Genomic DNA, 15,712 nt, shown 5'->3' on the forward strand with positions numbered 1-15,712 from the left:
GCTGCGAATTCTCTTTCTTTAGCTGCCGAGCCAGTAATGCACAGGGGCCCTCGAGCCCAGAATTGGCCTTCATCATCATGCTGACGCGCCCGTCAGGATGCGACGCTTGAGGCTCCGCGAAGTTGCCACTGAGCAGAAGCCTAGAAAAGCATCACAACACTTACCCGCACTTGGAATACCCGCAGTTCAGGCACGTCGCACACCCGTCCATGATCACCAGCGCCTTGGTATTGCATTTGTGGCACATGCTGGCGCTGGGCGGGAAGCTGGTGCCGTCGCCGGTGATGGCCAGATCCTCGTCGTGGTCGGCAGTGGTGCTGCTGCGCGGCGCCGCGGCGGCGGCTTGCCTTTCGAGGTCCTCATACTGGCGGCGCTTGTCGGCGATCAGCGCGCGGTGCGCGGCGCTCAGCTCGGGCGCGTGCAGCAGGCCGATGGAGGTGAGGTGGTCTTCGATGACGCTGCCCAGTTCGGCCACCAGCGAGGGCATGTAGACGCCGCCGGCCTTGTAGTAGCCGCCACGCGGGTCGAACACCGCCTTCATTTCCTCGACCAGGAAGGTCACGTCGCCGCCCTTGCGGAAGACGGCGGACATGATCCGGGTCAGCGCGACGATCCATTGGAAGTGCTCCATCGACTTGGAGTTGATGAACACCTCGAAGGGGCGGCGCAGCTCGTGTTCGGTGCCCGGGTTGAGCACGATGTCGTTGATGGTCACGTAGAAGGCGTGTTCCACCAGCGGCGATTTGATCTTGTAGGTATTGCCGATCAGGACATCCGGGCGCTCGATGCGCTCGTGCATCTGCACGATGTCGTTGGCGGCGTCCTGGCGGGTGTCGGGACCGGGCGCTGCGGAGGCCGTAGCCTGGCGCGCCTTCTCCTCGGGGGTGACGACGGCGTAGCCGGTGATCTTCTGATCGATCCTGACAGCCATGGCGCGGTTCCTAGGTGTTCACGGTGCCCGCCCCGGGGGGCAGGCACCGCGTGTTACCAGCTTACTTGCGTGCGCGCTTGGCCGGGGCCTTGCGGGCCACGGTTTTGGCAACGCGCTTGGCCGGTGCGGCCTTGCGGGCAACCGACTTGCGGGCAACGGCGGTCTTCTTGCCAACGGCCTTCTTGGTCGCAGCCGATTTCTTGGCCACGGCCTTCTTGGCGACGGCGACCTTCTTGCCAACGGTCTTGCGGGCGACGGCGGTCTTCTTGCCGACGACCTTCTTGGCCGCTGCGGTCTTGCGGGTCACGGCCTTCTTGGCGGTGGCGACCTTCTTGCCGGCAACCTTCTTGGCGGCCACGGTCTTCTTGCCAGCGACCTTGCGGGCGGTAGCCGACTTCTTGGCCACTGCCTTCTTGGCGACGGCGACCTTCTTGCCCACAACCTTCTTGGCAGCGGCGGTCTTCTTGCCGACGACCTTCTTGGCGGTAGCCGACTTCTTGGCGACAGCCTTCTTGGCCACGGCGACCTTCTTGCCCACGACCTTCTTGGCGGCGGCGGTCTTCTTGGTCACGGCCTTCTTGGCGGTGGCGACCTTCTTGGTCACGGTCTTCTTGGCGGCGGCGGCCTTCTTGCCGGCAGCCTTGGTGGTCTTGGTCACGGCCTTTTCGGCGGCAACCTTCTTCTTGGCGACCTGCTTCTTCAGCGAGGCGGCCTCGGCCTTGGCGTTGGACTTGGCCGCTTCCAGCTTCTTCTTGGCGCTGGCCAGGGTCTTGCCAACCGACTTGGCGGCCTTGTCGGCCTTCTTGGCGACGGTCTTCTCGGCCTTCTTGACGGCCTTCTTGACCTTGGCAACCTGGGTGGTCGCGGCCTTGCGTGCGCGCTTGGCGGTCTTCTTCACCGAGGCCACCACTTCTTCAGCGGTGTGGGCGATGGTCTCGCCGACGTTGCCGGCGGTTTCTTTCACGCTTTCCACACCCTGCGACAGGGTCGCGGTCACACCATTTCCGTTGCTCATGTTTTGCCTCCTGAGGGGCCAGTCAGTGATTTCGCTGGCGATGCTATACCGGCGCGGTCGATCGTGGAACGGTCTTGTCGCAGCTCATGAGCCGCTGGTGTGCTTGGCCGGCAGCCGGCGCGGACCCGCCGCGAACCGCCGCCATGTAGAAAACCACTTGAAAACAGCGTCCGACGCGTGATCAGAACTTGCCGTAGTACCCCTCCTTGAGCGCGTCGAACAAGTTGGCGGCGGTATGCAATTCGCCGTCATACTCGATCTCCTCATTGCCCTTTACCTCCACAACTGCGCCGTCGTCGAGCTCGAAACGGTAGGTGGTGTTCTCCAGATCGGCCTCCTTGACCAGCACACCCTGGAACGCGGCGGGGTTGAAACGGAACGTGGTGCAGCCCTTCAACCCCTGCGCGTGGGCGTAGCGGTAGATGTCCTTGAACTGCTCGTACGGGTAGTCGGTGGGCACGTTGGCGGTCTTGGAAATGGAGCTGTCCACCCACTTCTGGGCGGCCGCCTGGACGTCCACGTGCGCCTTGGGGGAGATGTCGTCGGCGGCGATGAAGTAGGCGGGCAGGCGGGCCGCGCCGTCCTCGGCGAACGGCATCGCCAGCGGGTTGACGCGATGGCGGTACGCCAGCAGCTCGAAGGAGAACACGTCCACCTTCTCCTTGCTCTTGCGGCCCTCGCGGATCACGTTGCGGCTGTAATGGTGGGCGAAGGACGGCTCGATGCCGTTGGAGGCGTTGTTGGCCAGCGACAGGCTGATGGTGCCGGTGGGGGCGATGGAACTGTGGTGGGTGAAGCGCGCGCCGACCTCGGCCAGCTCGTCCACCAGTTCCGGCGCCACGCTGGCGATGCGCTGCATGTAGCGGCTGTAGCGCGCGTGCAGCACCTTGCCCTCGATCTGCTGGCCGGCCCGCCAGCCGTCGCGGGCCATCTCCGGGCGCTGGCGCAGCATGGCGGGGGTGACCTCGAAGGTGTCCTGCATGATCGGCGCGGGGCCCTTTTCGCGGGCCAGGGCCAGGGCGGTCTCCCACCCGGCCACCGCCATCTCGCGCGCGATGGCCTCGGTGAAGTCGCACGCGTCGGGCGCGCCATAGGTCATGCGCAGCATGGCCAGGGCCGAACCGAGGCCGAGAAAGCCCATGCCATGCCGGCGCTTGCGCAGGATCTCCTGGCGCTGGCGCTCCAGCGGCAGGCCGTTGACCTCCACCACGTTGTCGAGCATGCGGGTGAACACCCGCACCACCTCTTTGTATTCGTCCCAGTCGAAGCGCGCCTGGTCGGTGAACGGGTCGCGCACGAAGCGGGTCAGGTTGACCGAGCCGAGCAGGCAGGCGCCGTAGGGAGGCAACGGCTGCTCGCCGCAGTTGTGGGCATGCAGGCCGTTGGCATCGAAGCAGTTGAGGCCGGGCACCTGCACGTCATAGACGTCTTCCTCCCCATCCGGCTGCACGCTTTCAACGGTGGCGACGTAGCGGCTGCGGTTCATCGCGCGGCGGTAGGCGCCCAGGGCACCGGTCAGCCGCGCGGCCTTGTCGGTGTCGGCGAAGCCGATCAGCGCGTCGTAGCGGGCCACGCCTTCGCCGCTGATCACCAGCTCGAACTGGGCCGCCGTAGGGTAGGCGCGCTGGCCGCCCCGACCATCGGGCAGCACGGAATGACCGGCCTCGCGGCGCGCGTAGAGCGTGCTGGGGATGCCCAGCCGGAGCAGCATGCGTTGCACCGCCTCCAGGCGTGGGCGATCAGACTGCGCCAACCGGATGGATACGCCCTTGCCCTGGCTTCCCTGCACGCTGCCGTCGGCGTCGAACAGGCCGCGCAGGAAACCACGGCAGGCGTCGCTGGAGAGCTTTTCCAGTGCCGGGGTGATCGGCTTGTGGCCCGGGGACATGCCCAGCTGTTGGGCCAGGTCGCGAAGCGAAGCAGAGGTCAGCCGCCATTCGCTGCGCCCTGCAACTTCGGACCAGCCGGCAAAATCTGCGCGGTGCGGCAGGGTCTTCGCACAACGGAGCACCTCATCCATCAACGCCCGCACGCCGGCAGTAGGCATCGCCGGATCGCCATTGGCGACTGCGGCCGTGCTCCACACCGACAGCACCGCTCCTTTTGCCCTCAGAGTTCCATCCCCGACCAGCAGTCCCAACAGGTAGCCCTGCTCATGCGCCAGCGCACCCGGCCAGTGCGGCGCAGCACGGTGGTCCTGCAGCAGCACCTCCTCCCCGGGGCGCAGCTGGCCCGCCTCACACCATTCGCTCTGCACCTCCCACCGGGTGCGGTTGGTGACGCGGCGAACCCGATGATCGGCCGTCAGCCGCAGCCGGTGGCCTTCGCGGGTCTGCAGCGCGAGCACCGGCTTGCGCGCAGTAAGGAAGAATCCGGCATTGGTCGTGGCATGGTCCTGCCCCTCCACGCGCACCTGGAATCGGCGCCCGATCAGTTCGGCCACCTGGCGCGGACCGTCGGCGGTGTGCACCCAGGTATCGGCGGTGACGCAGGGATTGGTCGCCCTGATGTCCTCGCACCACCAGTTGTTGTTCATTTCATTGACCCGGTCGATCAGGATGAAACCGGGTTCGGCATAGTCATAGGTGGACACCATGATCATGTCCCACAGGTGCCGGGCGCGGATCTGGCCGTACACGCGGCACGCCACCTGGCCGTCCTCGCGGACCACGTAGTCGCGGTGGGTGGGCCAATCGCGCCATTGCACGCGGGCCGGATCGGCAAGGTCGAACGCGCCGGCCTCCTGGCGGCTGAGCGGAAACAGCAGCGGCCAGTCGGCGTCCTGGTCGACGGCCTGCATGAAGCCGTCGGTGATCAGCAGCGACAGGTTGAACTGACGCAGCCGGCCATCCTCGCGCTTGGCGCGGATGAACTCGCGCACGTCCGGGTGCGAAACGTCGAAGGTGCCCATCTGCGCGCCACGCCGGCCACCGGCCGAGGACACGGTGAAACACATCTTGTCGAAGATATCCATGAAGGACATCGGGCCGGAGGTATGCGCGCCGGCGCCGGCAACGAACGCCCCGCGCGGGCGCAGCGTGCTGAACTCATAGCCGATGCCGCAGCCGGCCTTCAGGGTCAGTCCCGCTTCGTGGACCTTTTGCAGGATGCCGTCCATCGAATCCTCGATGGTGCCCGACACCGTGCAGTTGATGGTGCTGGTGGCCGGCTTGTGCGCCTGCGCGCCCGCATTGGAGATGATGCGGCCGGCCGGGATCGCGCCACGGCGCAGCGCCCAGGTGAAGCGCTCCATCCAGTACTGCTGCTTTTCGGCGGTGACCTCGGCGTCGGACAACGCCTTGGCCACGCGCAGGTAGGTGGCGTCGATATCGGCGTCGAGTGGTTCGCCCTGCTGGGTCTTGAGCCGGTACTTGCGGTCCCAGATGTCCTGGGACGCCGGCTGCATCGGGACCTGCCCGTCGGGCAGGTCGTCGTCGATCGCGTCCACTCGCAGCGTGCTCATCGACCGCAGGCTCCATCGGTAGCCAGTGTGTGTGCCCGCAAGCAGACCCAACGCCTTGGGGCACGCCCGGCCGGCACCGCAACATCTAGTGGCCGGCACACGGCCAGCTTACGCCGGCACCGGGGCCTGTCAACGGTACGAAGGGTCGCAGGGGCGGGTTGCCCGGCCACGCGCCGACCGTCGGTTTAGGCCGGGGACGGACAGACTCATTCAGCTTGATTTACCGTATACGTGTTTCCACCCAACCTGCCGAACCCATGCGACCGCTTCCGACCCTGCTCACGCTTGCGCTTGCCGCCGCCTTCGGGGGCTTCGTGGCCTCCGCCATCAACGCGCACCTGGACAACCGCGCCGAAGCCGCGCCGGCCACGATCGGCATTCCGGCCACGGCCGCGTTGCCCGCCGCCGTCGCGGGGCAGCCGGTGCCGTCGCTGGCGCCGATGCTGGAACGGGTGATGCCGGCGGTGGTCAGCGTCAACACCAAGCAGGTGGTGCGGGTGCGCAACCCGTACTTCAACGACCCGTTCTTCCGCCGCCTGTTCCCGGAAGTGCCGCAGGAACGCATCAACGAATCGCTGGGTTCGGGCGTGATCATCGATGCGGCCGAAGGCCTGGTGCTGACCAACCACCACGTGATCGACAACGCCGACGATGTGCAGGTGACGTTGTCGGATGGGCGCACGGTCAAGGCCGAATTCCTCGGCTCCGACCGCGATACCGATATCGCGCTGATCCGTATTCCGGCCGACAGGCTCACCGCGCTGCCGCTGGGCGACAGCGCGCAGCTGCGGGTGGGCGACTTCGTGGTGGCCATCGGAAATCCGTTCGGTTTCAGCCAGACGGTCACCTCGGGCATCGTCTCGGCGGTGGGCCGCACCGGCATTCGCGGGCTGGGCTACCAGAACTTCATCCAGACCGATGCGTCGATCAACCCGGGCAACTCCGGCGGTGCGCTGGTCAATCTGCAGGGCCAGCTGGTGGGCATCAACACCGCCAGCTTCAACCCGCAGGGCAGCATGGCGGGCAACATCGGCCTGGGCCTGGCCATTCCCACCAACCTTGCCCGCGACGTGGTGGACCAGCTGGTCAAGCATGGCGTGGTGGTGCGCGGCACGCTGGGCATCGAAGCGCAGAACCTGAGCCAGGCGCTGGCGCAGAACCTGGGCCTGAGCGAAACCCGCGGTGCCCTGGTCACCCGCGTGCTGGCCGGTTCCGGCGCCGCGGCGGCCGGGCTCAAGCCGGGCGACGTGGTGGTGTCGGCCAACGGCCAGCGCGTGGACAGCGCGCAGGCGCTGCACAACGTGGAAGGCCTGCAGCCGGTGGGCAGTGCGCTGAGCCTGGAGATCCGTCGCGACGGCAAGCCGCTGCAGCTCAAGGCGACGCTGAAGGAACAGGCGCGCGCGGTCAGCGGCGAGTCGCTCGACCCGCGCCTGGCGGGCGCCACGTTCGTGGACCTTCCCGAGACCCTGCGCCAGGCGGGCAGCAGCGGCGTGATGGTGAGCGAGGTCAAGCGCGGCAGCCGCGCGGCCACCTCGGGCCTGGCCGCTGGCGATGTGATCACCGAAGCCAGCGTGGGTGAATTCGCCGACCTGGCCAGCTGGCGCGCCAACTTCCAGCAGCGCCCGCAACAACTTGTACTGCGCATCGTGCGCGGCAACGCGCGCGGGGAACTGCTGATGCGCTGAACCAGTCAGCGGGCCTTCGCGCGCAGCTCACGGCAGCTAACACCCTCTACACCCCGCCGATGCTATTACCTTGTGTTCGTTGCCGACGGCGCTGTCCGCCGTCACCTTCCCCATCACTTGCCGGAGATACACGATGAGCCCCACCAATACCGAAAACCTCAAGGACCACCTGGGTGAAGCCGGTTCGCACCTGAAGTCGGCCGCCAACGCCGCTGGCGGCGCCATCAAGGGCGCAGCCGGTGCCGCGACCGACGAGCTGCGCATCGGCAAGGCCAACGTCAAGGCCGAGCTGTCCGACACCGCGCTGTCCGGCCTGGCTGCTGCCGAGTTCGGCGGTGCCGCCGCCAAGGAACAGGTCGATGCGCTGATGGACAAGGGCAAGGACCTGGTCGACAGCGCCGCCGAGCTGATCCGTGAGCGCCCGCTGGCCTCGTTCGGCGTGGCCTTCGCGGCCGGCTGGATCATTGCCAAGCTGGCCCGCGGCAGCGACAAGTAAGTCGGCGTGAGCGATCAAGCACAGTCGACTCCCGACGGTGGGGCGGCAACGCCACCACCGGAGGGCGATGCGGCGCAGAAGGCGCCGCGTCTTGATGAGAGCATTCGCGAGGTCGGCCAGGCCGGCCGCGCAACGGTGGATTCGGCCAAGCACACGCTGCGCTCGCTGCGCCGGCTGGCGTCGTTCGAATTCGCGCTGGCACGCAGCGCATTCGGGCGCGCGTTGGCGTGGAGCGGGGTGGCCATCGTATTTGGTGCATCGGCCTGGCTGCTGCTGGCCGGTACGCTGATCGCCCTGATGCAGCGCTGGGGCCTGTCGTGGTTCCACTCGCTGCTCATTACCTCCTTGGTGAGCCTGGCGATGACCGGCTACGCCATCTGGCGGGTGTCGTTCTTCTTCCGCCACACCGGCATGCATGCCACCCGCCGGCAGTTGTCGCGGCTGGGGCTGTTCGACGAACCCACCGACGATGACCCCGAGGCGGACGTCGGTACCACGGAGCGCGCGCCATGAAGTTCGAAGCCCTGCGCCATCGCGTCAAGCGCGCCGAACAGGTGGTCGCCATCCGCGCCAACGAGACCCAGTGCAACTGGTTCACCTTCAGCCAGGTCTGGCGCGAAGGCTGGACCCCGCTGCGGATCATCACGGTGGGCCTGGCCGGCGGCTTCCTGGCCGGCAAGCTCGAACCCGGCAGTGCACGCTTCCAGGGTGCGCGCTGGCTGCAGATGATCGGCTCGGTGTCCAACCTGATGGCCAGCGCGCAGGCCGCGTTCGCCTCGATGCAGGCGGCCGAGGCGGCCGATACTGCCGAAGAGGCGGCCGACAAGATGGATGAAGCCGGCGCGCCGGTCGCGCCGACGGCATCGCCTGCACCGGCTGCCGCGCCACGCGCCCACGTCACCGCAACGCAGCAGGCGGCGCAGCCGCAGCCGGCGGAAGCGGCGACAGACGTCTCCGAGCGCTGACCGATAGCGCCGGCGGTTGGCCGGCGCTACCGCGCTGTTTTCCCACACGCCGCACGCACCCGGGTTACCCAATAATGCGTCTCCTCTCCAGCGTGCGAACCGCATGAGCGTCCCTGCACCTTCCGTTGCCGATACCGACCCCATCGCGGCAGCGCCGGTACCGCCTGCGCCGCGTCCACGCGCGCCCATGTCACTGGTGGTGCTGGCTACGCTGGCGGTGTGCTTCACGTTGTGGGCCGCGCAGGAAATCATCCTGCCGGTACTGCTGGCGATGTTCTTTGCGCTGGTCGGCAACCCGATCCTGCGGCTGCTGGGCAAGCTGTGGATTCCACGGTTCCTGGCGGCGGTGCTGGTGATCGGGGTCGGCCTGAGTGGCGCGGCCGCGCTGGGCGTGCAGCTGGTGGGCCCGGCGATGGAATGGGCACAGGAAGCGCCGCAGCAGCTGCGCAAGGTGGCCCGCCAGGTGCAGAACCTGACCAAGCCGGTGCAGCAGGCCAACCAGGCGGCGGAGAACTTCGCGCGCGTGGCCGGCGGCGAAGGCAGCCGCAAAGTGCAGATAGTGCGCACCCAGCTGGACGACCCGTACAAGGTGCTAACCCGCGCGCCGCGCCTTGCCGCGTCGGTGCTGGCGGTGGTGCTGCTGACCCTGTTCTTCATGATCTACGGGCAGAACCTGCAGAAGCATGCGATCGCGCTGTTCCCCAGCCGGCAGCAGCAGCGGTTCACCACCGACATCCTGCGTTCGATCGAACGCGAGGTCTCGCGGTATGTGTTGACCATCACCGTGATCAACGCGCTGGTGGGGCTGATCTTCTCCGGGGTGCTGTTGCTGCTGGGCATCAGCCTGCAGGAAGCACTGCTGTGGGGCACGGTGGCGGCCCTGCTGAACTTCGCGCCGTATGTCGGCCCGCTGATCGGCGTGACCCTGATGCTGCTGATGGGCTTCGTGGAATTCACCGACCCGTTCCAGGCCCTGCTGCCGGCGGCGGCCTATCTGGCGCTGCACACCATCGAGGGCCAGATCGTCACCCCGATCGTGCTGGGCCGGCGCATGGCGATTTCGCCGCTGATCCTGATCCTGGCGCTGATGGTATTCGGCTGGCTGTGGGGCATGGTGGGGCTGCTGCTGTCGGTGCCGCTGCTGGTCTGCATCAAGCTGGTGCTGGCGCGGCTGGACGGCACCCAGGGCTGGGCAAAATTACTGGAGTAGAGCCGCGCTCTGCGCGGCTGTACAAGCCTGCGCAGCCGCCCTCGCAGGCGTAGAATGGGCGGGTGAATTTCCCAGTCCTAGCCATCACCCTCGACCTCGACGACACCCTGTGGCCGTTCGCCCCCATCGGCGCCCGCATTGACCAGGTGTTGTACGAGTGGATGCTCCAGCACAGCCCCGCCACCGCCGCGATGTACCCGGTGGCGGCGATGCGCGAACTGCGTGAGCGCTCCTTCCGCGACAACCCGCACCTGCACTACGACCTGAGCGCCCTGCGCCGGCTGACCCTGCAGGAGGCCCTGGAAAACAGCGGCGCCGACCTGGCCCTGCTGGAACCGGCCTACGAGGCGTTCTACGCCGCGCGCAACCAGGTGGAGTTCTACCCCGATGCGGTGGAAGCACTGACCCGCATCGCCGCCCGGGTACCCGTGGCCGCGCTCAGCAACGGCAATGCCGACCTGGCCCGGATCGGGCTGGACCACCACTTCGCCTTCCAGCTGGGCTCGCGCGAACACGGCGCCGCCAAGCCGGCCGCCAGCATCTTCCACGCCGCCTGCGAACGCCTGGGCGTCGCCCCGGCCCACGTGCTGCACGTGGGCGACCACATCGAGATGGACGTGGTTGGCGCCATGCAGGCCGGCCTGCGCGGCTGCTGGATCAACCGGGTTGAACACACCTGGCACCACCCTTCACTGCAGCCCGACCTGCAGTTCGACACCCTGACCGGGCTTGCCGACTGGCTCGATGCGAACGCATCGCTGCAGCGCGCCTGACCACGAACGGAGCACGACCCCGCATGACCCAGATCACCGGCTTCACCACCGATTCGGCCAAGGCCCTGCCGCTGCATGTCATGGAGCGCGAGCAGTTCGCGGCGTGGCGCACCCAGCAGAACCCGGCCCTGATTGCCTGGCTGGACGCGCAGCACTTCAACGGCAGCGGCGGCAGCGTGGTGCTGCTGCCCGGCGAACACGGCCTGGCCGGTGCCATCGTCGGCGTGGGCGACCCGGGCGATGCCTACGCCTACGCGCATGCGCCGTTCGCCCTGCCCGAAGGCACCGTGTGGCAGGTGGAAGGCACGCTGCCGGCCAACATCGAAACCCTGCTGCACCTGGGCTGGGGCCTGGGCAGCTACCGCTTCGCCCGCTACCGCACCCCCAACCGCGCGCCGGCGCAGCTGCTGGCCACGCCGTCGGCGGAAGTGCGCGACGTGGTCGCGGCCAGCCTGCGCGTGCGCGACTGGGTCAACACGCCCACCGAAGACATGGGTCCGCAGCAGCTGGAAGACGCCGCACGCGAACTGGCCGCCGCGCATGGCGGGCAGGTGGAAGTGATCACCGGTGATGCGCTGCTGGAGCAGAACTTCCCGGCCATCCACGCGGTGGGCCGCGCTTCGCACCGCGCGCCGCGCCTGATCGCGCTGCGCTGGGGCCAGCCGGGCCAGCCGCACGTGGCGCTGGTCGGCAAGGGCGTGTGCTTCGACACCGGCGGCCTGGACATCAAGCCTGCCGACGGCATGCGCAACATGAAGAAGGACATGGGCGGTGCCGCGCATGCGCTGGCGCTGGCCGGGCTGGTGATGGCCCAGCAGTTGCCGGTGCAGCTGACCCTGCTGATTGCGGCGGTGGAGAACGCGATCGGGCCGGACGCGTTCCGCCCGGGCGAAGTGATCGCCACCCGCAAGGGCCTGAGCATTGAAATCGACAACACCGACGCCGAAGGCCGGCTGGTGCTGTGCGACGCGCTGACCTACGCCAGCGAGCAGCAGCCGGAGATCGTGCTCGACTTCGCCACGCTCACCGGCGCGGCGCGCATCGCGCTGGGTCCGGACCTGCCGGCGCTGTTCAGCAACAACGACGTGCTGGCCCAGCAGTGGCTGCAGGCCGGCGAGACCACCCGCGACCCTGTGTGGCGCATGCCGCTGTGGCGCCCGTACCTGCGTTACCTGCACAGCGGCATTGCCGACCTGGCCAACGCCGGTTCGCGCATGGCCGGTTCGGTGACGGCCGCGCTGTACCTGGAGCGGTTCATCGCCGAAGGCCAGGTGTGGGCGCATCTGGATGTGTATGCCTGGAACGACGGCGAGCGGCCGGGCCGCCCGGCCGGCGGTGAGGCATTGGCGCTGCGCTCGGCATGGGCGATGTTGAAGACCCGTTACACCTGATCGTAGCGCCGGGCTCTGCCCGGCATACGTTACGCCCGCAGATCCCCGCCCCGGCGGGGATCTGCCGTTGAATCTTGTCGAAAATGTGAATATCGGCATGCGCATGGTTCTGACACCATGCGCTGGCAACCCACCCACTCACGGTTCGTGAAGGCAGGTATCCGCCCATGTCGCTCTTCCGCTATACCCGCGCCGGCCGTGAGCCCGGTGCCCCGCGCCCGCCCTCGCCGCTGCTGTGGATCGCGCTGATCGCACTGGTCGCCGGCGCGCTGGTGCTGGCGTTTGCCTGGCTGGCCGGCTGGATCGGCCGTGACCGCGCCACCGCACAGACCTTCACCGACACCATCGAGGCCACCGGCGCCAATCATCCGGGGTTCCGCCGCGCGCACAGCAAGGGCGTGTGCGTCAGCGGCACCTTCACCGGCACGCCGGCAGGCGCGGCGCTGAGCTCGGCACGCGTGTTCCGCCAGCAGCAGGTGCCGGTGCTGGGCCGGCTGTCGATCGGCGGTGCCGACCCGCACGGTGCCGACGCCAACGCACGGGTACGCAGCATGGCGCTGCAGCTGGTCACCGATGATGGGCAGGAATGGCGCACCGCGATGAACAGCTTCCCGTTCTTCGCCGTTCCCACCGCCGAAGCCTTCCTGGAACAGACCCGCGCCGGCATTCCCGACCCGGCCACCGGCAAGCCGGACCCGGCGAAGATGGCCGCGATCGCGGCCAAGTACCCCTCCGCGCGCGCCTTCGGGGCGTGGGCCAAGAGCGCGCCGTGGTCCACCAGCTGGGCCAACACGGACTACAACGGCGTGAACAGCTTCCGCTTCACCAACGCCGAGGGGCAGACCCAGGTGGTGCGCTGGAGCATGCGCCCGCAGGCCGCGTTCGAGGCGATGAGCGCCGAACAGCGCGCGCAGGCCGGGCTGGACTACCTGGCCGACGAATTCGGGCAGCGGCTCGCGCAGGGTCCGGTGCGTTGGGACATGTGGGTGACGATCGCCGACGCCGGCGACGCCATCAATGACCCGTCCATTCCCTGGCCAGAACAACGCCGCCAGGTGAACGTGGGCACGCTCAGCCTGACGGCCATGCAGCCCCAGGCCGGCGGTGCCTGCAACAACCTCAACTTCGATCCGTTGATCCTGCCCAGCGGCATCGCCGGTACCGATGATCCGATCCTGGCGGCACGCTCGGCGGTGTATTCGGTCTCGTTCAACCGCCGCGAGCGCGAGATCGCCAGCGGCAAGGCCGAGCCGGCCACCGGCAAGGAGCAGGCGCGATGAACCGCGATACGGGCCATTTCAACCTCACCGCGCGCGTGCTGCACTGGCTCATGGCCGCGCTGATCCTGACCATGCTGTTCGTTGGCGTGACCATGGTGGCCTCGCTGCAGTGGCGGCCATGGCTGGTGGACCTGCACCGGCCGCTGGGCATTGCGATCCTGCTGCTGGCGCTGCTGCGGCTGGTCAACCGGCTGCGCCACCGCCCGCCGCCGCTGCCGGCCGATCTGCCCGCCTGGCAGGCGGCGGCCGCGCATGCCTCGCACTGGGTGCTGTACGGCTTGATGCTGGCGATGCCGCTGGTGGGCTGGGCGATGCTGTCGGCCGGCGGCTACCCGATCCAGATGTGGCCGGGGGTGCTGCTGCCGCCGATCGTGCCGCACGACCCGTCGCTGTATGCGGCGCTGCGCAGTGCGCACAGCCTGCTGGCGTATGTGTTGTTCGCCACCGTGGTGCTGCACCTGTGCGCGGCGTTGTTCCATCTTTGGGTGCGACGCGATGGGGTGTTTCAGGCGATGGCGAAGGGCAAGGACGGCCCATAACACGGCGTAGAGCCACCCCATGGGTGGCTGTGCGGTGTTGGGTCCCCAGGCGCAGCCACCCATGGGGTGGCTCTACAACCACCCTTTCTGCCGGGCCAGGCGGTAGGCCTCTATGCGGTTGGCCACACCCAGCTTGCCGATGCACTCGGACAGGTAATTGCGCACCGTGCCGTGCGACAGCCCCAATTGCGTGGCGATCTCGCTGGCCGAACGACCATCGCCGGACAGGCGCAGCACCTGGCGCTCGCGATCGTTGAGCGGGTCGGCCTGCGACCACGCATCCATCGCCAGCTGCGGGTCGATGGCACGGCCGCCGTGCTGCACCTGGCGCAGCGCGTCGGCCAGCTTCTCGGCCGGCGCATCCTTGAGCAGGTAACCGCACACGCCGGCGTCCAGCGCGCGGCGCAGGAAGCCCGACCGCGCGAAGGTGGTCACGATCACCACCTTGATCGGCAGGCCCTGACGGGCGATGCGCTGGGCCAGCTCCAAGCCGGACAGGCCGGGCATTTCGATGTCGGTGACCAGGATGTCCGGCCGCAGCTGCTGCAGCATGCGCCACGCCGCCTCGCCGTCGGCCGCAGCGCCCAGCACGTCGATGTCCGGCTCCAGCCCGAGCAACGCCGACAGCGCGCCGCGCACCATCGCCTGGTCTTCGGCCAGCACGATGCGGATCATGGCAGCACCCCGCTGGGCAGCGCGGCAGCAGTGTCATGAACCGCCACCGGTGCCGCCGTGGTGGCCGCCGGCAAGGGGACGTGCACGGTCACGGTGGTGCCCTGCCCGCGCGGCGACGTCACCTGCAGCGTGCCGCGCAGCGCGGCCACGCGTTCACGCATGCCGGTCAGTCCGTTGCCGTCGGCCTGCACGTCGCCACGGCCATCATCGCGAACCTGCATGCTGAGCGTGCGTGCGTCCTGCTCGAACTGCACCCACGCCCGGGTGGCGTTGGCATGCCGCACGATGTTGGTGGCCGCTTCGCGCAGGACCAGCGCCAATGCGCGTTCGATCTCCACCGGCATCGGCGGCGGCGGCGGATACTGCAGGTGCACGTGCTGGCATTCCAGCAGCAGCCGCGCGGCGGCCAGTTCGGCCGCCAGGTCGCTGGCGCGGATCCCGGTGACCGCACTGCGCACCTCCGCCAGCGCCTGCCGGGCGATGCCCTCCGCTTCGGTGATCTCCACCCGGGCGCGTTCCGGATCGCGGTCGAACAACTTGCGCGACAACTCCAGCTTCAGGGTGATCAGCGACAGCGTGTGGCCGAGCAGGTCGTGCAGGTCGCGCCCGATACGTTCGCGTTCGGCGGTGGCGGCGAGCCGGCGCACCTCGTCCTGGGACAGTTTCAGCGCGGCATCGCGGTCCTTGTTGGTGTTCTCCACGGAGATGATCACGCCGATGATCAGCGTCATGGAGGGAATCCATACCGTCAGCTGCCAGTGGTAACCGAGCGCCAGCGCGATGCACACGAACAGCGCGTTGAGCACCAGCAGCTGCGCCAGGTAGCGGCGGATGCTGCCGGAGCGGCACACGCGCAGGGTGACGCAGCCGAAGATGAAGTAGCTGATGCCCGAGGGGTACCACGGCAGCAGCGCCAGGCCCATGGCCACCATGGCCAGTGCGTAGCGCGGTGCCAGCGGGCGTGGGCTCAGCAGCTGGCGGACATACAGCGCCACGAACACCGGGTAGGTGAGCAGGGTCAACCACAGCCAAATAAGGGTGTAGCCGCTGCCGAAGATCGGCGTAAAGAACACCCAGCCGGTCCACAGCAGGTGGACCGCGTCGGACCAGGCCGGTTTGCCACGCCGGACATTGTCGGCCACGGCCGAATCCGGCGCGGGGCGAAGCAAGGCGGCGAGCCAGCTGGGCAACATGGTGGATTCCGGAGGCGGGTGGTCAGGCGCGATCATGGCAGTTTCCTCGGTGGGGCGGTGGGTGCGCCACGTTGGCTGCGGCGGCGCGGTGCCTGG

General features: G+C 68.3%; 14 protein-coding genes. 9 read left to right on the forward strand and 5 right to left on the reverse strand.

All coding sequences use genetic code 11. The features are described 5' to 3' along the window. Positions 1–160: 160 nt before the first annotated feature. The 3 genes from ACOZHM_RS14250 to ACOZHM_RS14260 all read right to left on the reverse strand — a co-directional run bounded on the left by ACOZHM_RS14250 (position 161) and on the right by ACOZHM_RS14260 (position 5,409). Positions 161–931 (reverse strand): NrdJb, encoded by a 771-nt coding sequence (locus ACOZHM_RS14250; RefSeq protein WP_421569974.1) that lies wholly within the window; start codon positions 929–931, stop codon positions 161–163. A 61-nt stretch (positions 932–992) separates the two neighbouring features. Further along, positions 993–1,946 (reverse strand): histone, encoded by a 954-nt coding sequence (locus ACOZHM_RS14255; protein WP_421569975.1) that lies wholly within the window; start codon positions 1,944–1,946, stop codon positions 993–995. Positions 1,947–2,127: 181 nt separating this feature from the next. Further along, positions 2,128–5,409 (reverse strand): LAGLIDADG family homing endonuclease, encoded by a 3,282-nt coding sequence (locus tag ACOZHM_RS14260; RefSeq protein WP_421569976.1) that lies wholly within the window; start codon positions 5,407–5,409, stop codon positions 2,128–2,130. A 257-nt stretch (positions 5,410–5,666) separates the two neighbouring features. On the opposite strand from ACOZHM_RS14260, the gene ACOZHM_RS14265 reads away from it, so the two are divergent. The 9 genes from ACOZHM_RS14265 to ACOZHM_RS14305 all read left to right on the forward strand — a co-directional run bounded on the left by ACOZHM_RS14265 (position 5,667) and on the right by ACOZHM_RS14305 (position 13,748). Then, positions 5,667–7,094: a Do family serine endopeptidase gene (locus tag ACOZHM_RS14265; protein WP_421569977.1), complete on the forward strand. Its 1,428-nt coding sequence runs from the start codon at positions 5,667–5,669 to the stop codon at positions 7,092–7,094. Positions 7,095–7,227: 133 nt separating this feature from the next. Continuing rightward, positions 7,228–7,590, forward strand: coding sequence for a hypothetical protein (locus tag ACOZHM_RS14270; RefSeq protein ID WP_421569978.1), 363 nt, complete (start codon positions 7,228–7,230; stop codon positions 7,588–7,590). A 6-nt stretch (positions 7,591–7,596) separates the two neighbouring features. Beyond that, positions 7,597–8,103, forward strand: a complete 507-nt coding sequence (locus tag ACOZHM_RS14275; protein ID WP_421569979.1) for a phage holin family protein — start codon at positions 7,597–7,599, stop codon at positions 8,101–8,103. Next, on the forward strand, positions 8,100–8,555 hold the full coding sequence (locus ACOZHM_RS14280; protein WP_421569980.1) for a protein sip-5: 456 nt from the start codon (positions 8,100–8,102) through the stop codon (positions 8,553–8,555). The genes ACOZHM_RS14275 and ACOZHM_RS14280 overlap by 4 nt, the downstream gene beginning before the upstream one ends. Before the next feature lie 103 nt (positions 8,556–8,658). After that, positions 8,659–9,765, forward strand: coding sequence for an AI-2E family transporter (locus ACOZHM_RS14285; RefSeq protein ID WP_421569981.1), 1,107 nt, complete (start codon positions 8,659–8,661; stop codon positions 9,763–9,765). Positions 9,766–9,827: 62 nt separating this feature from the next. Then, positions 9,828–10,538 (forward strand): HAD family hydrolase, encoded by a 711-nt coding sequence (locus ACOZHM_RS14290; protein ID WP_421569982.1) that lies wholly within the window; start codon positions 9,828–9,830, stop codon positions 10,536–10,538. A gap of 23 nt (positions 10,539–10,561) precedes the next feature. Next, entirely contained in the window at positions 10,562–11,929 is a 1,368-nt protein-coding gene (locus tag ACOZHM_RS14295) for a leucyl aminopeptidase family protein (protein WP_421569983.1), read from the forward strand. Between the two features lie 167 nt (positions 11,930–12,096). Next, positions 12,097–13,209 (forward strand): catalase family peroxidase, encoded by a 1,113-nt coding sequence (locus tag ACOZHM_RS14300; protein ID WP_421569984.1) that lies wholly within the window; start codon positions 12,097–12,099, stop codon positions 13,207–13,209. Then, positions 13,206–13,748, forward strand: coding sequence for a cytochrome b (locus ACOZHM_RS14305; RefSeq protein WP_421569985.1), 543 nt, complete (start codon positions 13,206–13,208; stop codon positions 13,746–13,748). The genes ACOZHM_RS14300 and ACOZHM_RS14305 overlap by 4 nt, the downstream gene beginning before the upstream one ends. 72 nt (positions 13,749–13,820) lie before the next feature. On the opposite strand, the gene ACOZHM_RS14310 is transcribed toward ACOZHM_RS14305, so the two are convergent. After that, the gene (locus ACOZHM_RS14310; protein ID WP_421569986.1) at positions 13,821–14,423 is read right to left on the reverse strand and encodes a response regulator; all 603 of its coding nucleotides are present in this window, start codon (positions 14,421–14,423) and stop codon (positions 13,821–13,823) included. Further along, complete coding sequence (locus ACOZHM_RS14315) at positions 14,420–15,652, reverse strand: sensor histidine kinase (RefSeq protein ID WP_421569987.1); 1,233 nt, start codon at positions 15,650–15,652, stop codon at positions 14,420–14,422. Before ACOZHM_RS14315 ends, ACOZHM_RS14310 begins: the two co-directional genes overlap by 4 nt. Between the last annotated feature and the right edge of the window lie 60 nt (positions 15,653–15,712).

The sequence above is a fragment of the Stenotrophomonas sp. PD6 genome (genome assembly GCF_049199305.1).
Taxonomy (GTDB): domain Bacteria; phylum Pseudomonadota; class Gammaproteobacteria; order Xanthomonadales; family Xanthomonadaceae; genus Stenotrophomonas.